This is a genomic window from Bifidobacterium hapali (assembly GCF_002259755.1).
Classification (GTDB): domain Bacteria; phylum Actinomycetota; class Actinomycetes; order Actinomycetales; family Bifidobacteriaceae; genus Bifidobacterium; species Bifidobacterium hapali.
This window is the reverse complement of record NZ_MWWY01000006.1, coordinates 1-22857: the sequence shown is the minus strand read 5'-3', so window position 1 is coordinate 22857 and position 22857 is coordinate 1. Positions and strand designations below refer to the sequence as shown.

Below are 22857 nucleotides of genomic sequence, written 5' to 3'. Positions count from 1 at the left end.
CCTTCGACATGCCCGATCTGGATGAAACCGCGCCGCAAGACGCGCCCAGTGACGAACAAGAGGACATCGATGATGGGGATGATACAGTAAACGGTATGCCTACCGATCTGCTTGGACGTGAATATGAAACCTTTCCCGCGCCGCAGCCGTTGCATCAGCACGGCCCTGCGAGGGTTATTGCTATGTGCAACCAAAAAGGCGGTGTCGGTAAGACTACGAGTTCCATCAATATTGCCGGCGCGCTCAGCCAATACGGTCGTCGCGTACTTATTGTCGACTTCGACCCTCAGGGTGCTGCCAGCGTAGGACTTGGTATTAACGCGAACAATATTGATAATACGATTTACACGGCTTTGTTCAACCCGCGTATGGACGTGCACGAGGTTATTCAACATACGGAGTTCGAAAACCTCGATATTATTCCGGCAAATATCGACTTGTCTGCTGCCGAAGTGCAGCTAGTGACTGAAGTTGGACGCGAGCAGATTCTTGCCAGCGTACTGCGTCCGATTATCAACGAATATGATGTGATTATCGTTGACTGCCAGCCGTCGCTCGGATTGCTTACGGTGAATGCTCTCACTGCGGCTGACGGTGTGATTATTCCTGTCGCTGCAGAATTCTTCGCATTGCGTGGCGTGGCATTGCTCATGCAATCGATTGAGAAAGTACAGTCGCGTATTAACCCGGGTCTGGAAATTTACGGCGTGCTCGTAACCATGTACACGCGCACCTTGCACTGTGAAGAAGTTTTGCAGCGCATTTATGAAGCGTTCCAAGACAAAGTGTTTCACACGGTGATTTCGCGTTCGATTAAGCTGCCTGACTCCACGGTAGCTGCAGCGCCAATTACGATTTTTGCGCCGAATCATAAGACCAGCAAGGAGTATCGTGAGGTCGCACGTGAACTAGTTGCGCGCGGCGTGATCGCATGAGTGAAACCGCACTGGTAGAGCCGGACATGACACAGGATCGTGACCGGCTTGGTTTCCGTGTAGCTCTTGACGTCTACGATGGTCCGTTTGACGTGCTACTTGCGATGATCGCGAACCGGCGGCTTGAGCTGACTGAAGTATCGTTGTCTTCGATCACGGAAGAGTTTCTCGCGTACGTGCGCGGCTTAGATATTGCGCACAACATGGATGAAGCAAGCGCGTTTCTCGATGTCGCTTCTGTGCTGGTTGAGGCGAAAAGTGTTGCGTTACTGCCTGGGGGAGAGGACGAGCGACGCGATGAGCAGAGTCTTGAAGCGTTGCGTGAGCGAGACTTACTCTTCGCTCGTCTTTTGCAGTATCGCGCGTTTAAGGCTGCTGCAGCTGATTTTCGAGAGCGTATTGCTGCGAATGCTGGCCGGTTTGCGCATCCAGCTGTGATTGACGAGACGATGAGCGCGTTACTGCCTGAACTCGTGTGGACAGTGACGCCTACTGATTTGGCTCGTATTGCCGTGCATGCGTTTGCTAATGCGCCGGCTGATGAAGTTGCTACGCATCAGTTGCACGTTCCGCTTGTGGATATGCGTGCACAAGCGGCGTTGGTGCGCGAACGATTGAGTGCACTGCCATCTGGTTCGTCGATGACGTTCGCACAATTGATTGCGGACACGAGTTCACGTATTGAAACAGTCGCCAGATTCCTTGCGATACTTGCGTTTTTCAAACAGGGCGTACTGCAGTTTCGCCAGAGTGGACCGTATGAGCCATTGTATTTGCGATTGGTTCCCGGAGCAGATGACGACGATCAAGATTTGCTTGATATCAGTGATAAGGATTTCGCATGACATCATACGTTGAAGGTCACAAGTTACGTGATGCCGATTCTGATTCGGCTGACCATAATGTTACTGATCATGCTGATGACATAGCTCAGGCGGATCAGACATCTCAGACAACATATCCGGGCGGATTGCGCGCTTGCCTTGAAGCGATTTTGATGGCTGCTGAGCAGCCGCAGCAGTCGGCTGACCTAGCTTTGGTACTTGATACGGATGAGGTAACGGTCGAAAGTCTTCTCAAGAGTATGCGTTCCGATTATGAGCGTGAGCAGCGCGGTTTTGAACTGCGCCGAACTGCACGCGGATGGCAGTACGCGAGTCGCGCTGAGTTTGAACCGGTTGTTACCTCGTTCGTGACTGACGGGCAAACTGCTCGTTTGTCACAGGCGGCGTTGGAAGCGTTGGCGATTATCGCGTACCGACAGCCGGTGACTCGTGCGCAGGTGGCAGCGATTCGCGGTGTCAATTCGGATGGTGTGATTCGTTCGCTCACGGTTCGTGGATTAATTCGCGAGGATGGGGTTGATGCTGAGTCGCGTGCCGCGCTGCTGGTGACTTCTGCGCTATTTCTTGATCATATGGGATTGGATTCGCTCGACCAATTGCCATCGCTCGCCCCATTCTTACCTGACTCAGCTGACGAGGTTACCGCTGACTCAGAGTACTAGCTCGCCTGTCGGCGGAATTCATCCTTCGACCATCGCCATATATCCACGCAAACGCAAGCCGTCATATTCGCCACTGGCTGTGGCATTGGCTTCCATTGTAAACACTAGCGACGGTTGTGCAGAATCGGCGTAAACCGGGGTGCCAGCTTCAAGTACAGTCGCATCCCAATCACGCAGATACAGATCACCTTCCAGCGTAAGCACTCCGTTCTTCCCGTTGAGCTGGCGTCCAATTTCGCCAATATGAGTCAGTTTGGCAATCGCGTCAGTACTGTTGTCCACGGTCTTGTCAGCCCAATCAACATGGGCGTAGACCGTTCCATTGATAATAATCATGTCATCGTCAGGCTGCTGGAGAACAATGACTTCAGGAATCGACGACACGTCAGTGGCAAGATGCGTAAGCTTTGGTGCGTCGGTGAGTGTGTCTGGCGGATTCGTTGCCCAAAACACGAGATCACCTAGTTCAACTGCAATTCGATCTCCTATAGGGCGGCGTAGTGTGGCATGCATTGAATCAAATGTTGCACCAGTGCGGTCAAACGTACAGGCACGGTCCGCAGTACTTCCCTCAACCAGTCGTACGCCAACATATTGAGATGTTTCTCGCACAATAAGACGATACGCACAGGTTGTTGATGCTGCGAAAAACACACGAATACCACCATCATCAGTAGGCGCGTAACGATACCATGACAAACCATGTTCCTGCGTAAGATCTGGTGTTTCAGACAAATCGTTGCGTGCTTCGAGCGGCTCCTGTTGATATCGAACCGGCAGTTGATCGGTTGACTGCGAGGAGGATTGCGGTTTGATAGATGGATCTGCCGTGCGCTGCTCGGTAGTACTGTTGGTATTGCCGGAACCACATGCACTGATCGGCAACAGTATGGATAAGAGCACGATAAGCAAATAACGAGTTGTCTTGACGTTCTCGCACGGTGTTGTCGTATATATAGCGGTCGTCATGGTATGTAACCTTTCCTCGCTACAGTGCTGTTCCCTAGACCTTGATGATCGTCATTGCCTCATCATTATGTTTGGAATACCACATTACGATTCTATGATACGTCACACGTGACTACAACTCACAGGGACATTGGGGAACGTGGTGATGCTTGTGCCGCTATGATGAAAGACGCGACAGGTTGATGAATGAATGGTTGTGCGATGAGATCGCAGGCGAGGAGAGGCACGGATGGGCTACGGCAATGTGAGCGAACGACGTCGGCAACCGCCGCAGGTTGGCGTATCAGTGGTGATTCTCGCTTTAGGACCATCCTCAGTTGCACCAATCGAGCCACACGTAAACGACAATGAGGAAACTGGGGCTGACACTGAGAATATAACCGCTGAACCACACGGCAGACTGTGGATGCCGCTGGTACGGCGTATCCGTGAACCATATCTTGGTATGTGGGCATTGCCCGGTGGTGAATTGCGGGCCGACCGCTCTCTCGAACAGTGCGCGTATGAGGCACTGGAATCTACTACAGACTTGCATCCGCGCTATCTTGAACAATTGCATACATTCGGCGGTCCTTCGCGGTCTCGTGGCGGCTTACCGATGGTGTCGATTGTGTACTGGGCACTCGTTGGGCAAGCAGAAACGCGTGATTTTGCTGAAGCGGATAATGTGAAGTGGTTTCCAGAAAACGCACTGCCATCACTCGCGTTCGACCATCGTACAATCATCGACCATGCGCTGCGCCGGTTACGTGAACGTATTGAATATCCCGATCTGACCACACGACTCGTCGGTCCTGAATTTACACTTCGCCAACTGCACGATGTAGCTGAAGCAGTCACCGGAGCACCAGTTGATCTCGCAAACTTTCGTCGTCGTATGCTCGCCAGCGGCCAGCTTGAGGAAACGGGACAAAAAGTACGTATCGGACGACAGCGTCCGGCTACAGTGTATCGTTACGTGCCGGATGCTGATAGTCATTCGGACGCTACTGCCGACGCTGTTACTGATTCCACAGCAGCTTTGCTGCGGTCTGCAGTTGCGCACGATAGTGACGATTCACTAGACGCTGTTCTTGGCCCACTTACGACTGATTAATCGGCGGCAGGTCTACGCATATAGGTATAGTTGTGCCGGTTTGTGTGTAAGTAACAGGTAACGATACGTATCCGAAAATTACGCAAGCAACGACAATCGATGATTAAGAGAGGTTTCGATGGCGGTTCGTGGTGATATTCGAAATGTGGCGATCGTAGCGCACGTCGATCACGGCAAGACCACGCTAGTGAACGCGATGCTCAAGCAGTCCCATGTCTTCTCCGATCGCGAGGAGGTACCGGACCGTGTGATGGACTCCAACGATCTTGAACGCGAGAAGGGCATCACCATCCTCGCTAAGAACACGGCTGTGGAATACACTGGTCCGCTGGCTGCCAAGTACGGCTACCCGGACGGCATTACGCTTAACATCATCGATACCCCTGGCCACGCCGATTTCGGTGGCGAGGTCGAGCGCGGTATTTCGATGGTCGACGGTGTTGTACTGCTCGTTGATGCGTCTGAAGGCCCGCTGCCGCAGACCCGTTTCGTGCTGCGCAAGGCACTCGAAGCCAAGCTACCGGTTATTCTGTGCATCAACAAGGTTGACCGTCCGGATGCGCGTATTGAAGAGGTCGTCTCCGAATCCACTGATCTGCTGCTCGGTCTCGCACAGGATGTTGTCGAGGAAGGCATTGACCTCGATCTCGACCACCTGCTTGATCTGCCGGTCGTCTACTGTGCTGCCAAGGCTGGATACTCATCCACCAATCAGCCGGAAAACGGCGGTATGCCAGATAATGACAACCTTGAACCGCTGTTCGAGGACATCATCAAGTACATTCCGGCTCCGGAATACGAGGAAGGCGCGCCGCTGCAGGCTCACGTCGCGAACATTGACTCTTCTGACTTCCTCGGACGTCTAGGCTTGGTACGTATCTACAACGGCACGCTCGAAAAGGGCAAGACCTACGGCCTGTCCCGTGTCAACGGTTCCATCGAAAACTTCCGCGTCGCCGAACTGCTACGTACGCAGGGCCTTGAGCGTATACCTGTCGAATCCGCAGGTCCCGGCGATATCGTCGCCGTTGCCGGCGTGGGCGACATCATGATCGGTGAGACCATCGTCGACCCGAACGATCCTAAGCCGCTGCCGCTTATCCACGTTGACGATCCGGCCATCTCCATGACGTTCGGTGTGAACGATTCCCCGCTCGCCGGTCGCGAAGGCAAGGATCACAAGCTCACCGCCCGTATGATCAAGGATCGTCTTGAGCGTGAGTTGATCGGTAACGTGTCCATTAAGGTTTTGCCGACCGATCGCCCGGATATGTGGGAAGTGCAGGGCCGTGGTGAGCTTGCACTGGCTGTGCTTGCTGAAGAAATGCGTCGCGAAGGTTACGAGCTGACCGTTGGCCGTCCGCAGGTGGTTACCAAGGTCATCGACGGCAAGATCAACGAGCCGATGGAAAACACCACGATCGATGTACCGCAAGAGTACATGGGCACTGTCACGCAGCTGCTCGCCGATCGTAAGGGTCGCATGGATTCCATGTCTAATCACGGTTCCGGATGGGTGCGTCTGCAGTTCACCGTGCCGTCTCGCGGCTTGATCGGCTTCCGTACTGCGCTGCTGTCCGCTACGCGCGGCACGGGTATTGCATCCTCGCTATCTGCCGGCTACGCGCCGTGGGCTGGCCAGATCGTCACCCGCCAGAACGGTTCAATGGTTGCCGATCGCGCTGGTGTCGCCACCCCGTACGCTATGCAGCGTCTGCAGGCGCGTGGCGTGTTCTTCGTCGAGCCGCAGTCCAACGTGTACGAGGGTCAGGTTGTCGGCATGAACAACAAACCTGACGAGCTTGACGTGAACATCACGCTCGCCAAGCACATGACCAACATGCGTTCTTCGACCGCTGACGTGCTCGAAACCCTCACCCCGCCGGTCAAGATGAGCCTTGAAGAATGCCTCGACTTCGCGAACGAAGACGAGTGCGTCGAGGTCACGCCGGAAGCTACCCGCGTGCGCAAGATCATCCTCGGCCGTGAGGATTGGTACAAGTGGCGCGCTAAGCAGCGTCGTCAGAACAATCAGGCTACGAAGTAGCTCGATTATTCTGACGACGCTGCCTTCGCGGATGCCCGTATTGCATCCGCTCACCTCGGCTACGAACGGTCCAGTGGACCGTTCGTTTTACGCCTCGGCATCGTCAGAACAACCAGGCTACGAAGTAGCCTGATTATTCTGACGACCTTCGCGGGCGCTTATAGTGCGCCCGCTCACTTCGCCTACGGGATGTCGTCCACTGGACATCCCGTTTTACGGCTCAGCAGAATAATCAAGCTACGGAGCAACCCGTAATTTATCCTGATTGAGGGGTGGTTACGAACCTGAGATTTCACAGGTTCGCAACCACCCCTCAATCATTCGAGAGTGAGCATGGGCTGTCCATACAGAGCCTATTTTAGGGCTGATATACGAACAGTTCATACCCACAATGCCTATACTGGTACGCATGACTTCACGAAGCGACATCGATCCTAGGCCTTGGTCTCATCGGCAGAGTTATCCGGTGCGAGTACTCGTTACGCTGCTTGCCGGTGTGGGTGCAGCGGTTATTGGTACATTTGCGCATCGTATGGGTGCTTCGATGAACATTCCCTATGGGTTAGTACTCGCATACGTGATTCTTGGCGCCTCTACATGGTGTGCACGTGCCCGCAGTGGCATCAGCGGTTTGGGACTTCATCTCATCGCATCAACGGCGACGGCGTGGATGATTGCCGCTGGCAGTGGCAATGATGCACTCACGCCGATCGGCTTTAACAGCGACACAATGCCATACTTCAGTCAAAAAGCTGGGTATTTATGGCTCATCGGCATGATCGTCGTGCAACTGGCATTCATGTTCATGCCACCGAAGTGGTTTCGTATCGAAACTCCGAAGCCGAAAACGTCCACCGAACAACCGGTCAAATCATTGGCTGACAAGCCCTACGAACAGTGATGGATGAACTAAGCATCATGACTCACGTCTTGCATTATCTCGGCCCAGAAGGCACGTTTACTCATCAGGCGGCTCTCGATGCGGCCCATGTATTGCAATCCTTCGCTGATACAGATGATATGCAGTTGGTTGCCCAACCTGATGTCGCCACTATTCTCAATGCCGTCGCATCGAACGGTGATTGGGGTGTGATCGCGTGGGAAAACAATATTGAAGGCTACGTGGTGCCAAATCTCGACGCAATGATCGACGCGAGTAATGTTGCCGCGTTCGCTCGTGTTGGCGTTGACGTATCCTTCGACGCGTTCGTCAGCGCTGACACTGCGCCCGACAGTGCAGGCGCACCTTCGCGGCCGGACGATCTCATCGCACAGTGCACGACGATCAGCGCGCATCCGCACGGACTCGCACAATGCCGTCGATTCGCGCAGTCTCATCATTTGCAAGCCGTTCCAGCAGCCTCAAATGGTGCAGCTTGCCGCGATCTTAAACCCGGATGTGTCGCTCTCGGACCATCTATCTGCGGCGAACTCTACGGACTGACCCGTGTTGCAACCGCGGTAGAAGATTACCCGGGGGCACATACGGAATTCCTTGTGCTCGCCCCGCGTGCTGATGTTCCGACATTGCTAGCAACATGGCGTGCGCATGATACGGTCGAATTTGAATCAATTGTCGCGTTTATTCCGCTCTATACCGGCCCTGGCGTACTCGCCAACCTGCTCGATGTGCTGCGTGACGCGGGCCTGAACATGACGAGCTTCATTTCCCGGCCGATCAAGGGACGGGACGGTACTTACAGTTTTATCGCGACCGTTGATGCTGCTCCGTGGCAAGATCATTTCCGTAGCGTACTTGCTGAAGTTGCCGAACACGGAGACTGGGTGAAAACACTGGCTGTGTATCCTCGGCGAGAACGACCGAATCCACCTGTTTACGCATGGTCACTGCCCAACGGGGGAGTACGACTGGACTCCGGCAACGAAACCGGCACCGATGATGCTTGGCGGAACGACGATATGACGCGAAAGGAGCTGTTGTGGTAGCTGGGAACGGCGATATTCGCGTACCTGAAATGGCTGATATGACCGTCGGCATTATCGGTCTTGGACTGATCGGTGGCTCGCTCGCGCGCAGGCTCGCCCGCCGCGGTGTGAACGTCATCGCATGGAACCATCGCGATCATCCGTACGTGCAGGCCGAAGCCGACGGTATCCATTGCATGCGAACGTTGGCTGATCTGGCCGCGGCGAAACCGGCCGTGATCGTGCTGTGCAATCCGCTCAAGGCCATGCCGGCGGTGTTGGCGGAACTCAAGCCGGTACTCGATCCGACCGCGACCACGCTCACCGACGTCGGCAGCGTCAAAGGTATGGTCCGCGATCAAGTCGAAGCGGCCGGACTGGGGGAGTGCTATGTTGGCGCGCACCCGATGGCCGGTAACGAACTGTCCGGTTGGCAGGCCGCCGATCCAGCGTTGTATGACGACGCATTATGGGCGGTGACGGTGTGCGATGATACGTCGTATGCGCGCTTTCATATGGTATCGCAGATGATTCTTGACGGTATCGGCAACCGCGTGATCGTGCTCAACGACACGGTGCACGATCAGGCTGCCGCGTTGATCTCGCACATGCCGCACGTCGTCGCCACCGCACTGATCAACCAGTTGACCGACGATCCGAACCGCAATATCGCGGCCGCGCTCGCTGCCGGATCGTGGCGTGATATGACGCGCGTCGCGCTGACCGACCCCGATCGCACGCGTGCGATGGTCGACGAGGATGCGGTGAATGTAGAATCGTTGCTGCGATCGATGGCCGCAAGACTCACCGCCGTGGCCGATGCGCTGCACGACGGCGATAACGATGAACTGACCCGTTTCTTCGCGGATGGTCAGCCGTTCCGCAACTACAAGATGGCGCAACAATCGGGAACCATCGACTATGCCGAACGCGACGTGGCATTCGACCCGGCATACTGGCAAACCGAACTGCTGTCGTCGGCACGTCGCGGCGAACATATCATCGGATTCGCCGGCGACCATATCGTGCGCGTGCAGGTGCGTTCCGCGGTATAACGCCGCAGCACCCGCACGCGTCGCTCGGCAAGGTTATGGACGGGTGAAATGACGCTCGGGAACCGGCTTGAGCGTAATGATCGTATCGGCGTCGATGCTGACACGCTGGGCGGGACGTGAACCGTTGGCCGCCGCATCTCGGGATAGCTCCAGCAGATGACCATCCCATGAGAGCACATGCCCCACGTAATCGCGGTATTTCATGCGGTGATCGATCGGGTCGACGCCTTCTGACACTCGTACCACCACGCGCGCGTGGGCCGGAATCTCATTGGGAATCGGCATAATGGCCTCCTTCGGCAGTGTGTGCTGACTCCATCGTAGCGGATCCACCCCGGTTGCGCTGAGTTACGGTCGTTTTTTCGGTACACAACGGCCGTAACTGAGCAGTAGGTACTGCATGCTGCTCAGTTACGGCCTTCAAAAAACCGTTTGGAGGCCGTAACTCAACAAGAGCGATGTGATACTGCTGAGTTACGGCCTTTTGGAGGGAGTTTGGAGGCCGTAACTCAGCAGTAAGGGTAGGGTAACAAGCTAGTCGGTTGCAACCGCGTTCAGCACTGGCACCATGAGTGCACGACGAGCGGGTGGCAGAGCCGCAACTACGCCGATCACAATCGAGAGCACTAAGAACAGTCCCAACTGACTCCACGGCACGCTCAATCGCTCCAAACCGTTCGACTGGTACACCTGTTGAATCACCGCGCCGGCGCCGGTACCAACCACAACGCCCAATAGCGTGCCGAGGACGGCGATCATCGACGCTTCAATTGCCAACATGCCGCACACTTGTGGGCGAGACGTGCCAATCGCGCGTAACAATCCGATCTCGCGTGTGCGCTCTGACACACTCAGTGCCAGCGTGTTCACGATACCGAATACGGCAATCACAATCGACAACGCGAGCAGCGCATAGAGAATAATGAGAATCTGATCAACCATTGTGCTCATGGTCGACTTGAATTCCTCACGATCCTGCACGTTCACCACATAGAAGGATTTCACCGCGTCAACCAGCCGAGTTTTCAATGTTGCTGTATCCACGCCGTGCTTTGCATTGATGAACAGCATGATGGTGAACATCGTATACTCGTTGGCGATCTTTCCAGCCAGATCATCGTTCATGAGCACCATTGACCGATACACGGAGTTTTCGATAATCGCGCCCACTTTTGCTCTGACCTGTGTGGTCTGCGTCTTGGTTTTCACCAGTGTAGACGGGTCTACGTTCTTCGCGTCCTCAGCCGCCTTCTGTGCTTCAATGGTTTTCGCTTGCGCGCCAGCCGTATCCCCAGACGCCAGCAATGCTTGTGCTTGCGCGCTGAGATCCGCAATATGCGATTGTACTTGTGCCTGATAATCAGCCTGTGCTTTAGCCGTTGCCTCCTCATCGACAACCACCTGCTTACCGTTAACGGTAACGGTATCGCCGACTTTCCAACCGTTATCCTTCGCGACCGTGATACCGACCACTAGTTCACCATCGCGCAGTGCACGATCGGCATCACCAGAGTTCGTGACTGGTGCGAACACGTCAGTGAATAATGATGGCTGTTCCGCGAACGTCATCGCACTGGTTTTGTCATCGCCTGAACCATAGGTGACGCCGAGCAGCATCCGCGACTGCGAGACGGAGCCCACGCCATCCGTTTTCTTGATCGCATCAATCGCATCATCTGGAATACGGCCGTTTGCAGCAGACATCGCTGAAAAATCAGACTTCAGACCAGAATCGACAATGCCGGCAACCGAAGCCTTGGCAGAAGACGCAACCACGCCCAAACAGCTCACGATGGCAACGCCCACGAACAATGCCGCCGCTGTATTTGCAGTACGTCGTTTGCTGCGAGCCAAGTTACGCGTCGCCAATCGGCCGGTGACCGTAAACACATGCGCGGGAATCCATCCAAGGATGACACTCGTCGGACCAACCAATGCTGGAGCTAACACAATGACGCCAAGCACAACCAATCCTGCACCCACGCCAAGCGGCCAGCCGGTACCTATTGCGGTAGCCCAATCATTGAACCACGTCAACGGCGAAATAGCCACCGCATCATCGCTCTTCGCTAATGCGATGCGCCAGCACAACAGCCATGAGATCGCGCCGAGCACGATCATCACGCAGCCAATTACGCCGCGAGGCCACACTGGTTTTTCTGGATTCACTGTTTCGTTCATCGCTTGAATCGGGGGAGCCATTGCCGCGCGACGAGCCGGCAGTGCGGCACCGATCAACGTAACCAGTACGCCAACGATCAAGCCGATCAGCATATCGCTTGCACTTGGGTCAACCGCGCCGGACATAGGCATACCTATGCGGCCGAGCACTGCCACAATCAGCCGTACCATACCCCAGCCAAGACCAATACCCGCGCCGGAACCGACCAATCCCAGTACGATCGCCTGCACGATCACTGTCGAGAAAACCTGTGCAGGAGAAGCGCCCACCGAACGTAGCAGCGCGTATCCGCGCATCGACTCGCGCACGATCATTGAGAACGTGTTCGCAATAATAAACGAGCCAACAAACAGGGCAATAATCGCGAAAATCAGAATAAGCGGCTGAATAAAACCAAGCGCTTTCTTCGTAGCAGCAGCACTGTCGTCACGTACTTGCTGGCCGGTAACGGCGTGTGCTTTTGCGTCGGCGGGCAATACCTTATTAATGCGGTCAACGAGCGTTTGTTGCTGTTCGACACTCAATGGCGCACCGCCATCGGCTGACCCGTACACACCGATATTGCGCACCATGCCGATTTGCCCGGTCTGCTGCTGAAAATAATCCTTGGCCGTATCGGGCGCAAGACCGACAATAATCGCGCCAGCTTGGCTCGACACCGTGTCAAAAATACCGACCACCTTGACATCTGTCACGCCATCGGGGTAAACGATTTTAGTAGTGTCACCAATGGCTAAACCAGCGGTTTGTGCGGCAAACGAGTGCAAGGCGATCTCGTTTTTATTTGTCGCCCAGCGGCCGTTTCGCAATGTTGCTGAACGCCATGTGCCCTCGCCTAAGCCCAGACTGACGGTGGGAGCACCTGTGGTTGAGACCGCATTGCCATCATGGCCGACCAGTACAATGCCGGAAATAGAGTAGGTAATAGATACGGTTTTAACACCGTCGACCTTGGCGATATCGTCCACGAGAGATGCGTCGATGCGATTGTATGTTTTTGACGCATCATCAGACGATGACGATGAGGACGATGACGTCGAAGCTGAGGACGACGATGACGAGTCCATCGTCATACCAGTCTCGTCATCCTTCTGTTCTTGCGTGCCACGCACGTACACGTCAGCATCAGAATTCGACGCCATCATCTGATCGACTTGGCTGCTCATCATCTCGCGGAAACAGAACGAGCCAACCACGAACGAAACGCCAAGCGCAATCGCAATAATCGACATAATAAATCTGCCGAAATGTGCGCGCGCATCACGTAAACCAATGCGAATCACTGGGCGACCTCCTGCTGGTCGGCTACTTCATCGCCCTCGCCAGCGAAAACCTCAAGAATCTCCTCATATGTCGGATGCTGCAAATCCTGTGTAATGCGGCCATCCGCGAGCACGAGCACACGGTCTGCGTAGGAAGCAGCACGTGGATCATGCGTTACCATCACAATCGTCTGACCATACTCGCGTACCGAATTCTTCAGGAAACCGAGTACTTCTCGACTCGAATGCGAGTCAAGATTACCGGTCGGCTCGTCGGCAAAAATCACGCTTGGCCGTGCCATAATCGCACGAGCGCACGCGACGCGCTGCTGTTGCCCGCCTGACAGCTGACTCGGCCGGTGCGTTAAACGAGAACGTAAACCAACCACATCGACCACTTTGTTAAACCATGCGCGATCAATCGGCCGCTTTGCAATCTGCAACGGTAACAAGATATTTTCTTCGGCGGTAAGCGTTGGTACAAGATTAAACGACTGGAAGATAAAGCCAATCTGCTCGCGGCGTAGCTTGGTCAGTTGCCGCTGGTTCATCGAAGATACTTCGAGTCCCTCGACGATTACTTTGCCGCTCGTCGGCTGATCGAGACCAGCCATGCAATGCATCAGCGTGGACTTGCCCGAACCGGATGGTCCCATGATTGCCGTCATTTGGCCGCGGATAAATGAGACGTCAACATGGTCGAGCGCGACGACTTGTGCATCTTTGTCTCCGTACGTTTTGGTCAAGTCGATTGCTTGCGCGACGATCTCGCTGTCATTGCTGCCACCGCTGATGTTGCTGACAGTTGTTTTACGAATCTTGGTAGACTGGTTGTTCGCCGATGCTGCCGCTGAATGCCGTCCCATACCCACCCCGTTTCAGTCGATGATGCTATGCATAGTCTATAAGGACGCGAGTATTGGTTAGGGGAGGTAAGCGCTATGATATGTGACGACGATGTGGCTGCATTTCTTGCCTATCTCAAGGCGAATCGTGGTCTGAGCGCGAATACGCTGAAGGCGTACCGCATTGATGTGACTGATTGCTTGCATGCGCTCGAATTACGCGGTATTGGTGCGCTGGACGAGATTGATACAGATGATTTGCGTTCGTGGATGGCGTCTGCTTCGCGTACGCATGTCAAGTCAAGCATGGCGCGCAAAGTCGTTGCCGTGCGCGGTTTTTTCTCATGGGCAAGTGCGCATGGACGTATTCCTACCGACCCGGCAGCGACGCTGATGACGCCGAAAATAGCGGACACGTTACCGGTCGTGCTTACTGAACAACAAGCTGAGCGGTTAATGGATGAGGTAGATGACGAGTCAGCGAATGATCCCAATGCAGGAACGTGTAAGCCGCTGCAGCGTGCGATTGCATTGCGTGATGCGGCGATGCTGGAGGTATTGTATGCGACCGGTATGCGCGTGGCTGAGCTTGTTGGTCTGAATGTTCATGACGTGGATTTTTCGCATCGTATGGCGAAAGTGACCGGCAAAGGAAATAAACAGCGGGTAGTACCGTTTGGTCAGCCTGCGGCGGATGCGCTTGAAACATGGTTACGTGACGGCCGGCCAATGATGATGCGCGATGATCGTACTGCGTTATTCCTTGGCGCGCGCGGCGGCAGGATTGATCAGCGTATCGTGCGTGACGTCGTGCATCGTGAGGCACGATCGGCGGGCGTGCCGGATATTGGACCGCATGCGTTGCGGCACAGTGCGGCAACGCATTTGCTCGATGGGGGAGCGGACTTGCGTGAAGTACAGGAGATGCTTGGTCATGCGTCGCTTAAAACCACGCAACGGTATACGCATGTGTCAATTGAACAGCTGAAGGCACGATACGAGCAAGCGTTTCCACGAGCGTAGCTGCACGCGATTGATAACGTAATCATCAGATAAAGTTAACGTGGATGTAACATACATACAGAAACTTGATTCGTTTCAATCGCTAGATCAATGATGATATGTCTATCTCGCAATCATGAGAAAACCCTTGGAATGTATGGGATAAACGCTATGTGAATGCAGGTTGGACACACATCATTGATGTGATTCCACGTTACGGACAAGGATATGGCGCCCATCTTGAAAATAGGTGAGAATAACAATTGATCAGCAAAGGGGTTGGCCGATCCGGGCAGTTGGGCCGCAGGGTTCGTTGCAAGGATGGCCAACCCTTTTGCGTACGTCGGTTCGATGGATCTGTATGCGGCTAGCCTTATATGACGGAACCGCAGATATGGAGCGAACCGGCCCATCAATGGAATAGGAGATATTCATGAAGAAGAAAGCGCTCGCTTTCGCAGCTGCGGCATGCTCTCTGGCTATGCTGCTGAGCGGTTGCGGTTCGTCCAACACCGCTAAGACCGGCGCCGACAGTGGCAAGATGATCATCACTGCTGGCAACTCTGAGCCGCATAACCCGCTTATCCCGACCAACACCAACGAAACTGGTGGTGGCGTGGTTATTGACCTGCTCTTCTCTCGTCTGGTGTCCTTCGATGCAAAGGGTGCTGCGCAGAACGAGGTCGCCGAATCGATCACCCCGAACGACGATGCTTCCCAGTACACGATCAAGATCAAGTCCGGCTGGAAGTTCACTGATGGCACTGATGTCACCGCTGAGTCCTTCACCAAGGCATGGAGCTATGGCGCAAATGTGAAGAACGCGCAGAAGTCCTCTTCGTTCTTCTCCACGATTGCTGGCTTCGAGGATCTACAGAAGGACGGTCTCGAGGGCACCGAGCAGCTGTCTGGCCTCAAGGTCGTCGACGACACCACGTTCACTGTGGACCTGAACCAGCCTGACGCTACTTTCCCGATCAAGGTTGGCTACTCTGCATTCGCTCCGCTGCCGGAATCCTTCTATAAGGACCCGAAGGCATTCGGTGAAAAGCCGGTTGGCAACGGCCCGTACAAGTTCGAATCTTGGGATCACAACAAGGAAATCAAGGTCGTCAAGAACCCTGATTACAAGGGTGTCGATCCAGCTAAGAACGACGGTGTTACCTTCAAGATCTACACCGACGATGACGCTCAGTATGCTGACGTGCAGTCTGGCAGCCTGAACATCATGGGTTCTGTTCCGGCAGCCGCCACCAAGACCTTCCAGACCAACAAGAAGATTCAGGCGTATAACAAGGCCGGTTCGGTTTCCCAGACCTTCACCATTCCGTCCAACCTCGAGCATTTCGATGTGACCACTGAGGAAGGCGTGCTGCGTCGTCAGGCTATCTCGATGGCTATTAACCGTGAACAGCTCGTTGACAAGGTCCTCAACGGCATCGGTACGCCGGCTGTGGACTTCACCTCGCCGCTGACCCCGGGCTACTCCGACTCGCTCAAGGGTGTGGAGAACCTCAAGTTTGATGCTACTAAGGCAAAGGAACTGTGGGCCAAGGCTGACGCTATCTCCAAGTACGACGGCCAGCTGACCTTCTCGTACAACGCTGATGGCGGTGCAAAGCCGATTTACGACGCTATCGTGAACCAGTTGAAGAACAATCTGGGCATTGATGTCGCTACCGCTCCGATGCCGACCTTCCAGGAGTTCCGTAACGCTGTCTCTGAGCGTAAGATCAAGGGCGCCTTCCGTACTGGTTGGCAGCCGGATTATCCGTCTGCTGAGAACTATCTGTACCAGCTGTATGCTTCGGCTGCTGCTGACGGTAAGGGCTCGAACGATGGTGATTACAAGAACGCAAAGTTCGATGACCTGATGAACAAAGCATACGCTGCTACCAGCACTGACGACGCTAACAAGCTGTACCAGCAGGCTCAGGAGATTCTGCTCAACGATCTACCGTCTATTCCGCTGTACTACTCTAACGCTGTGGCTGCTGCGTCTCTCGACGTGGAAGGTCTTGAGCTCAACTGGCAGAACGTGCCGATCTACGAGAACATCACCCTCAAGCAGGAGTAATCGTTCTCTGATCGACCGATAAGCTGATCACATAGTGAGACGGGGAATGGAAGCAATTCCGTTCCCCGTCTTCATTTTTATCTTCACGTCATCCTTACGAAACATTCTCGTCAATCAATAAGGTAAACTTACGGGGTACTTGGCGATCGGCCGGTACGTTCCAATATGCCCCTGACTGCATAGGTAGCCGGCCGATCCATAAGAATAAGGAGAAACCGATGGGTAAATATCTTCTGCGTCGTATTCTGCAGATGATCCCCGTGGTTCTCGGCGCGACCCTGCTGGTCTATGCACTTGTCTTCGCGTTGCCGGGCGATCCGGTTAAGGCGATGTTCGGTGATAAGCCGGTTAACGAAGCGGTCGCTGCCCAGATCCGCGCCGAATACAATCTCGACAAGCCATTTATCATTCAGTATCTGCTGTTCTTGAAGAACGCGTTCACGCTGGACTTTGGTAACACTTTCGCCGGCCAGCCGGTTATCGACGAAATCGCTCGTGCGTTCCCGGTTACCATTAGGCTCGGTTTGATGGCATTCTGCTTCGAGGCGATTTTCGGTATTATCTTTGGTATCATCTCCGGCTTGAACAAGGGCAAGTGGTACGACACCGTTATTCTCCTCATCTCCCTCCTTCTTATCTCTGTGCCGACGTTCGTGACCGGCTTCGCTGGCCAGTACTTCCTCGGTGTTGAATGGAGTCTTATTCCAGTAACCGCCGGCAGTGACCCAGGCTTCTTTGATTTGCTGTTCCCAGCTATGGTGCTCGGCTCTGTTTCTATGGCGTACATCATTCGACTGTCTCGTTCTGAGATTTCTTCCAACATTGCCGAAGACTATGTTCGTACTGCGCGCGCTAAAGGTATGAGTAACGGTTCAGTGATGATTCATCATGTGCTGCGTAACTCGCTTATTCCAGTGGTGACGTACCTTGGCCAGGATCTTGGTGCGCTGATGGGCGGTGCAATGATTTCCGAACAGATCTTCAATATCCACGGTGTTGGCTTCCTCACCTACCAGAGCATCCTCAAAGGTGAAGGTAACCTCGTGGTCTCCATCGTTACCCTGTTGCTGCTTATCTTCGTGATCTGCAACCTGCTCGTCGACTTGCTGTACGCGGCGCTCGATCCGCGTATCCGCTACGCCTGATCGCAAGGGAGAATGTGAAATCATGACTGAAGAAACTAAGAACAGCTCCCTCGACGACTTCAACCCGGCAACTGTTGTGCTGCCCGGTCAGGAACGTTACGTCGCGCCGCTCGAAGAAACTCCGCTTCAGGATGTTGACAAAGTTGACGAATCTGCTCCGGCATCCAGCATGTGGGCCGATGCGTGGCGCACACTGCGCAAGAACCCGCTGTTCATCATCTCGGGTATTTTGATCATCTTCATCGTGTTCGTCGCCCTGTTCCCCGGCGTATTTACGAAACTTGATCCGAACTACTGCAACCTGGATAACTCGCTTGGAGACCCGGAAGCTGGACACCCGTTCGGCTACGACTTCCAAGGTTGCGACGTGTTCGCACGTACGGTGTATGGCACTCGTACCTCGCTGTCTGTCGGTATTTTATCGACGTTGATTGTGGTCCTTATCGGTACGCTTATCGGCGCACTGGCTGGCTTCTTCGGAGGCTGGGTAGATGCAGTGCTGAGCCGTATTATTGATATTTTCTACTCCATTCCGTTCCTGCTCGGCGCTATCGTCGTGCTGCAGATGTTCCGTACGAACAGCTCCATCTGGAAGGTCGTGCTCGTGCTTGCACTATTCGGCTGGGTATCGACTGCACGTATCGCTCGTGGTTCGGTTATGGAAGCTAAGAACCTTGAGTTCAACACGGCATCTACGGCACTGGGTTCTACGCCAATGCGTAACCTGTTCAGCCATATCATTCCGAACGCAATGGCTCCGATCATCGTGATCGGTACTACCTCCCTTGGCTCGTACATCGTGTCTGAAGCGACGCTGAGCTTCCTCGGTATCGGCTTGCCGACTACGACGGTCAGCTGGGGTGGTGATATTTCACAGGCACAGACCAACCTGATGACCAACCCGATGGTGCTGTTCTACCCGTCAGTCGCACTGGCTATTACCGTGCTGAGCTTCATTATGATGGGCGACGCGGTTAAGGATGCCATCGATCCGAAGAGCCGTACTGCCTGAGCGTGAAGGATACAGACATGGAAACGAATAATATGAATGAAAAGCTCGTCGCCATGCAGAAGGCTCAGGGCCCGCTGCTCGAGGTTAAAGACCTTAAGGTTGACTTCACTACTGACGACAAGCGCGCGGTCCACGCAGTGCGTGACGCCTCCTTCAGCGTGTATCCGGGACAGTGGGTGGCTATCGTAGGCGAATCGGGTTCCGGTAAGTCTACGTCCGCTATGGCTGTGCTCGGTTTGCTGCCCGGTACTGGTCATGTGGTCGGAGGTTCGATCAAGCTTGACGGTCAGGAGATCGCAGGCTTGAAGCCGAAGGAATATGACAAGTTGCGTGGTACCAAGATGGGCCTTGTGCCGCAGGACCCGATGAGCAACTTGAACCCGGTATACCGTATTGGTACGCAGGTTCGTGAGGCGCTCAAGGCCAATGGCATGGATGTGGCTCATGAAAAGCGTTCTGCTCTTGCTAAAGCGTTGGCCGGTGACGAAGTTGCGGTGAAGACTAAGGATGATGAAACCTTCATCGGTTCGTCCGAACTGCCTGCTTTGCTTGACGCCGCCAAGGATGCGTTGGCTAACATCGGTGTAACCGGTGAACGTGCCGACGCGTTTATGAAGGCGTTCAAGGACGAGTGGGTGCCGGGCTCGGAAACTCGTTGGCGTGTGGCTGACGACCTCATCAAGGCCGGTGTGAAAGATGACGACGCGTGGGTGATCGCCAAAAAGCACGTGACCGGCTCTACGCTCAACGACCGTATCGCGGGCCTCTTGTCTGAGGCTGGTCTGCCCGATGCTGCGACTCGTGCACGTCAGTATCCGCATGAGTTCTCTGGTGGTATGCGTCAGCGTGCGCTTATTGCGATCGGTCTGGCCTGCCGCCCTGATCTGTTGATCGCCGACGAGCCGACTTCTGCACTTGACGTAACGGTGCAGAAGAAGATCCTTGATCATTTGCACTATCTGACCGATTCGCTGGGAACTGCCGTATTGTTCATCACCCACGATCTTGGCTTGGCTGCTGAACGCGCCCAGCATATCGTCGTGATGTACAAGGGTCAGGTTGTTGAATCAGGCCCATCGCTCGAAGTACTGCAGCATCCGCAGCATCCGTATACCAAGCGTCTGGTTGCTGCTGCGCCGTCGCTGGCTTCGCAGCGTATTATCTCTGCACATCAGCGTGGTGAGAATGCGGACGGACTGCTCGAACATCATGTTGTCGGTGAGGCAACGCTTGAGAAGAGCGAACACATTATCACTGTTGAGCATTTGACCAAGGAGTTCAAGCTCCCGCGTAAGAAGGAAATGTTCAAGGCTGTTGATGATGTTTCCTTCTCTGTTAAGCGCGGCTCTACGCTGGCAATTGTGGGTGAGTCCGGTTCTGGTAAGTCCACTGTGGCCAACATGGTATTGAAGCTGCTCGAACCGACCGCTGGTACGGTGACCTATGAGGGCAAAGATATTGCCGGATTTAAGGGCAAGGAGCTGCTCGATTTCCGCCGCCACGTACAGCCGGTGTTCCAGAACCCGTACGGTTCGCTTGACCCGATGTACTCGATTTACCGTTCAATTGAGGAGCCACTGCGCATTCACAAGATCGGCGATACGAAGAGCCGTCAGAAGCGTGTGCGCGAACTGCTCGACATGGTTGAAATGCCGGAATCGGTGATGACTCGTTACCCGAACGAGCTGTCCGGCGGTCAGCGTCAGCGTATTGCTATCGCGCGTGCTATGGCATTGAATCCGGACGTGATCGTGTGCGATGAGGCGGTTTCCGCGCTTGATGTGCTGGTACAGGATCAGGTCTTGCACCTGCTTAACGATTTGCAGGCGGAGCAGGGACTGAGCTACCTGTTTATCACCCACGATCTGGCGGTCGTTCGTCAGATTGCCGACGAAGTTGTGGTGATGCAGCACGGCAAGTTGGTCGAGCATGCCACCACTGACGAGGTATTCGCTCATCCGAAGATGCAATACACGCGTGATCTTTTGGATGCTATTCCGGGTGGCAAGTTGAAGCTCGGCCTCGACTAACAGCGAATCGTTCTCAATAAGAAAAGTGTGAGCCTGACTCGACGTCAATCGCACATGCCAGCCTTGAAAAGGCTTATATTTCAAGGCTGGCCTCAATGTGCGATTGTGCAGTTTTGTGCGTTTGGCTCACACTTTTCTTATTGAGAACGATTCGCTGCGCAGCGTGTATCATAAGCCGCATGACCATCACTATCACTACGTCAAATGTGAACGGTATTCGCGCCGCCCAGCGCAAGGGGATTACCAAATGGGCGGAACGCAATACTCCCGATATTTGGTGCATGCAGGAAGTGCGCGCGCCGCAAACTGACATTGACCGCATCATTAATGGGTTTAAGACCGCATATGGCCAATTAACCGCCCTTAATGAGATCTGCCGTATCAAAGGCCGTGCCGGTGTCGCCCTGCTAAGTGACTTGCCAGTCGTCGCTCAACGCTATGGATTGCCCGGACTTGACGAAGATGTTGACTCTGGCCGTTGGATTGAAGCTGACATCCGTACACCGCAAGGCTATATCGTGACTGTTGTCAGTGTATATGTGCATGCTGGCAACGCTGATGATCCAGTCAAAATGGAGCAAAAATATTGCTTCCTTAATGCGATGTTGAACCGTATGAGCCAACTGCGCGATGAAGCGGCGCACGGCGGCAAACAGGCTGTGCTGTGTGGTGACTTTAATATTGCGCATACGCCTCTTGACATTAAAAATGCGAAAGCGAATGAAACTCACGCTGGATTCATGCCCGCTGAGCGCGCGTATGTCGACAAATGGTTGAATGAACTTGAATTCGTAGATGTGGTGCGTTCTCTCGCCGGTGATATCCAAGGCCCGTACACATGGTGGAGTCAGCGTGGCCGCGCATTCGACAATAATGTCGGTTGGCGTATTGACTATCAACTCGCCACGCCCGAACTTGCGGAAACCGCACGCGGATTTGTGATCGACAAAGCTCCCAGCTATGACGCACGATGGTCTGACCACGCGCCGTTGACCATTAGCTATGATGTGTGAGCGTTCCCAGCCAATCACAAGGCGTGGTGCTACGCTAGTCGAGGTTGCAACCGCATAACGAAACGAGGACACCAATGGGATTATTTGGATTTGGCAAGAAGAAGCATCAGGACGAGGACGCCGCTGACGCCGAGGCACAGGACGTTGACGAGGTGCAGGACACTAATGAGCCGTCTGTTCACCCAGCCGAGATTGTAGCCGAATACGAAGGCCGTGGCGAAACATACGGTCCGTGGGACGTTAACGACGAGGATGTCATCGATTACGACATGCATCTTGATCTCGGCGCATATTATCTGCCGTATCTGCCGGGTCTGTCGCTGCGCCTCAAAGCCAGCCGCGCTGACCAGCAGATTCTCGGCTCTACTATCACGTATGGCTCGTCCAGCCTTGAAATCGAAGCGTTCGCTGCGCCGAAGAGCGCCGGCCTATGGGATGACGTGCGTGCCGACCTGCTCGCCGCAAACAAGGGCGCTTCTGAGCAGCCGGGCGTGTTCGGTACCGAGGTCACGCTACCCGTGCAGCTCAAGGGTGGGAAGACCCTCGACACGCGTATCGTAGGCGTGGACGGCCCGCGTTGGATGCTACGCGGTATTTTCTCCGGCAAGGCCGCAACCGATCCAACTGACCCTGAGACGCAAGCACTCAATGGATTCTTTGCTGATATTGTCGTTGATCGTGGTGAGGAACCGCTTGCACCGCGTGATCTTATTCCTATGCATCCGCCAGTTGCCGCAGTAGTCGAAGATTGTGA

19 protein-coding genes are annotated in these 22857 nt (G+C 54.5%); 15 read left to right on the top strand and 4 right to left on the bottom strand.

The annotated features are described in order from the left end of the window. Positions 1 to 95: 95 nt before the first annotated feature. Genes BHAP_RS01800 through scpB form a run of 3 tightly spaced genes read left to right on the top strand, consistent with a single transcriptional unit; the run spans position 96 to position 2442 of the window. Positions 96 to 935, top strand: a complete 840-nt coding sequence (locus tag BHAP_RS01800) for a ParA family protein (protein ID WP_094729170.1) — start codon at positions 96 to 98, stop codon at positions 933 to 935. Further along, positions 932 to 1780 (top strand): segregation and condensation protein A, encoded by an 849-nt coding sequence (locus BHAP_RS01795; RefSeq protein ID WP_094729067.1) that lies wholly within the window; start codon positions 932 to 934, stop codon positions 1778 to 1780. Before BHAP_RS01800 ends, BHAP_RS01795 begins: the two co-directional genes overlap by 4 nt. Then, positions 1777 to 2442 (top strand): SMC-Scp complex subunit ScpB, encoded by a 666-nt coding sequence (scpB, locus tag BHAP_RS01790; protein ID WP_094729065.1) that lies wholly within the window; start codon positions 1777 to 1779, stop codon positions 2440 to 2442. Before BHAP_RS01795 ends, scpB begins: the two co-directional genes overlap by 4 nt. An 18-nt stretch (positions 2443 to 2460) precedes the next feature. Here scpB and BHAP_RS01785 read toward each other — a convergent pair whose 3' ends face one another. Continuing rightward, positions 2461 to 3411, bottom strand: a complete 951-nt coding sequence (locus BHAP_RS01785; protein WP_094729064.1) for a hypothetical protein — start codon at positions 3409 to 3411, stop codon at positions 2461 to 2463. 229 nt (positions 3412 to 3640) lie between these two features. Here BHAP_RS01785 and BHAP_RS01780 point away from each other — a divergent pair, with 229 nt between their 5' ends. The 5 genes from BHAP_RS01780 to BHAP_RS01760 all read left to right on the top strand — a co-directional run bounded on the left by BHAP_RS01780 (position 3641) and on the right by BHAP_RS01760 (position 9535). Continuing rightward, positions 3641 to 4507: an NUDIX hydrolase gene (locus BHAP_RS01780; RefSeq protein WP_094729062.1), complete on the top strand. Its 867-nt coding sequence runs from the start codon at positions 3641 to 3643 to the stop codon at positions 4505 to 4507. A 118-nt stretch (positions 4508 to 4625) separates the two neighbouring features. Continuing rightward, entirely contained in the window at positions 4626 to 6554 is a 1929-nt protein-coding gene (gene typA, locus BHAP_RS01775; RefSeq protein ID WP_094729060.1) for a translational GTPase TypA, read from the top strand. Positions 6555 to 6963: 409 nt separating this feature from the next. Then, complete coding sequence (locus BHAP_RS01770; RefSeq protein ID WP_094729058.1) at positions 6964 to 7455, top strand: alcohol dehydrogenase; 492 nt, start codon at positions 6964 to 6966, stop codon at positions 7453 to 7455. A gap of 17 nt (positions 7456 to 7472) precedes the next feature. Further along, positions 7473 to 8501, top strand: coding sequence for a prephenate dehydratase (locus BHAP_RS01765; protein ID WP_094729169.1), 1029 nt, complete (start codon positions 7473 to 7475; stop codon positions 8499 to 8501). Continuing rightward, complete coding sequence (locus tag BHAP_RS01760) at positions 8495 to 9535, top strand: prephenate dehydrogenase (protein ID WP_275542092.1); 1041 nt, start codon at positions 8495 to 8497, stop codon at positions 9533 to 9535. Before BHAP_RS01765 ends, BHAP_RS01760 begins: the two co-directional genes overlap by 7 nt. A 33-nt stretch (positions 9536 to 9568) precedes the next feature. Here the strand turns inward: BHAP_RS01760 and BHAP_RS01755 are convergent, their stop codons facing one another. From BHAP_RS01755 to BHAP_RS01745, 3 genes are all read right to left on the bottom strand, one after another. After that, positions 9569 to 9820 (bottom strand): DUF6725 family protein, encoded by a 252-nt coding sequence (locus BHAP_RS01755; RefSeq protein WP_094729056.1) that lies wholly within the window; start codon positions 9818 to 9820, stop codon positions 9569 to 9571. Positions 9821 to 10069: 249 nt separating this feature from the next. Beyond that, positions 10070 to 13000 carry an ABC transporter permease gene (locus BHAP_RS01750; protein ID WP_094729054.1) on the bottom strand — a complete coding sequence of 977 codons (2931 nt, stop codon included), beginning with the start codon at positions 12998 to 13000 and terminating at the stop codon, positions 10070 to 10072. Continuing rightward, complete coding sequence (locus BHAP_RS01745) at positions 12997 to 13845, bottom strand: ABC transporter ATP-binding protein (RefSeq protein WP_094729052.1); 849 nt, start codon at positions 13843 to 13845, stop codon at positions 12997 to 12999. The genes BHAP_RS01750 and BHAP_RS01745 overlap by 4 nt, the downstream gene beginning before the upstream one ends. Before the next feature lie 75 nt (positions 13846 to 13920). On the opposite strand from BHAP_RS01745, the gene BHAP_RS01740 reads away from it, so the two are divergent. The 7 genes from BHAP_RS01740 to BHAP_RS01710 all read left to right on the top strand — a co-directional run. Further along, a complete protein-coding gene (locus BHAP_RS01740) occupies positions 13921 to 14847 on the top strand; it encodes a tyrosine recombinase XerC (RefSeq protein WP_094729050.1) in 927 nt (308 codons plus the stop codon). A 412-nt stretch (positions 14848 to 15259) separates the two neighbouring features. Continuing rightward, positions 15260 to 16903, top strand: coding sequence for a peptide ABC transporter substrate-binding protein (locus BHAP_RS01735; RefSeq protein WP_094729048.1), 1644 nt, complete (start codon positions 15260 to 15262; stop codon positions 16901 to 16903). Positions 16904 to 17121: 218 nt separating this feature from the next. After that, positions 17122 to 18048, top strand: coding sequence for an ABC transporter permease (locus tag BHAP_RS01730; protein ID WP_094729046.1), 927 nt, complete (start codon positions 17122 to 17124; stop codon positions 18046 to 18048). A 22-nt stretch (positions 18049 to 18070) separates the two neighbouring features. Continuing rightward, positions 18071 to 19060, top strand: coding sequence for an ABC transporter permease (locus tag BHAP_RS01725; RefSeq protein ID WP_094729044.1), 990 nt, complete (start codon positions 18071 to 18073; stop codon positions 19058 to 19060). Positions 19061 to 19077: 17 nt separating this feature from the next. Next, on the top strand, positions 19078 to 21090 hold the full coding sequence (locus tag BHAP_RS01720) for a dipeptide ABC transporter ATP-binding protein (RefSeq protein ID WP_094729042.1): 2013 nt from the start codon (positions 19078 to 19080) through the stop codon (positions 21088 to 21090). Between the two features lie 179 nt (positions 21091 to 21269). After that, positions 21270 to 22103 carry an exodeoxyribonuclease III gene (locus tag BHAP_RS01715; RefSeq protein WP_094729040.1) on the top strand — a complete coding sequence of 278 codons (834 nt, stop codon included), beginning with the start codon at positions 21270 to 21272 and terminating at the stop codon, positions 22101 to 22103. Positions 22104 to 22177: 74 nt separating this feature from the next. After that, positions 22178 to 22857, top strand: a 680-nt coding sequence (locus tag BHAP_RS01710; RefSeq protein WP_143248704.1) for a DUF3710 domain-containing protein, incomplete at its 3' end; no start/stop codon positions are given.

Excerpts from the sequence above, each read along its gene's own strand:
- BHAP_RS01800 (WP_094729170.1), top strand. The coding sequence starts at position 96 with ATGCCTACCGATCTGCTTGGACGTGAATATGAAACCTTTCCCGCGCCG.
- BHAP_RS01795 (WP_094729067.1), top strand. The coding sequence starts at position 932 with ATGAGTGAAACCGCACTGGTAGAGCCGGACATGACACAGGATCGTGAC.
- scpB (WP_094729065.1), top strand. The coding sequence starts at position 1,777 with ATGACATCATACGTTGAAGGTCACAAGTTACGTGATGCCGATTCTGAT.
- BHAP_RS01785 (WP_094729064.1), bottom strand. The coding sequence starts at position 3,411 with ATGACGACCGCTATATATACGACAACACCGTGCGAGAACGTCAAGACA.
- BHAP_RS01780 (WP_094729062.1), top strand. The coding sequence starts at position 3,641 with ATGGGCTACGGCAATGTGAGCGAACGACGTCGGCAACCGCCGCAGGTT.
- typA (WP_094729060.1), top strand. The coding sequence starts at position 4,626 with ATGGCGGTTCGTGGTGATATTCGAAATGTGGCGATCGTAGCGCACGTC.
- BHAP_RS01770 (WP_094729058.1), top strand. The coding sequence starts at position 6,964 with ATGACTTCACGAAGCGACATCGATCCTAGGCCTTGGTCTCATCGGCAG.
- BHAP_RS01765 (WP_094729169.1), top strand. The coding sequence starts at position 7,473 with ATGACTCACGTCTTGCATTATCTCGGCCCAGAAGGCACGTTTACTCAT.
- BHAP_RS01755 (WP_094729056.1), bottom strand. The coding sequence starts at position 9,820 with ATGCCGATTCCCAATGAGATTCCGGCCCACGCGCGCGTGGTGGTACGA.
- BHAP_RS01745 (WP_094729052.1), bottom strand. The coding sequence starts at position 13,845 with ATGGGACGGCATTCAGCGGCAGCATCGGCGAACAACCAGTCTACCAAG.
- BHAP_RS01740 (WP_094729050.1), top strand. The coding sequence starts at position 13,921 with ATGATATGTGACGACGATGTGGCTGCATTTCTTGCCTATCTCAAGGCG.
- BHAP_RS01735 (WP_094729048.1), top strand. The coding sequence starts at position 15,260 with ATGAAGAAGAAAGCGCTCGCTTTCGCAGCTGCGGCATGCTCTCTGGCT.
- BHAP_RS01730 (WP_094729046.1), top strand. The coding sequence starts at position 17,122 with ATGGGTAAATATCTTCTGCGTCGTATTCTGCAGATGATCCCCGTGGTT.
- BHAP_RS01725 (WP_094729044.1), top strand. The coding sequence starts at position 18,071 with ATGACTGAAGAAACTAAGAACAGCTCCCTCGACGACTTCAACCCGGCA.
- BHAP_RS01720 (WP_094729042.1), top strand. The coding sequence starts at position 19,078 with ATGGAAACGAATAATATGAATGAAAAGCTCGTCGCCATGCAGAAGGCT.
- BHAP_RS01715 (WP_094729040.1), top strand. The coding sequence starts at position 21,270 with ATGACCATCACTATCACTACGTCAAATGTGAACGGTATTCGCGCCGCC.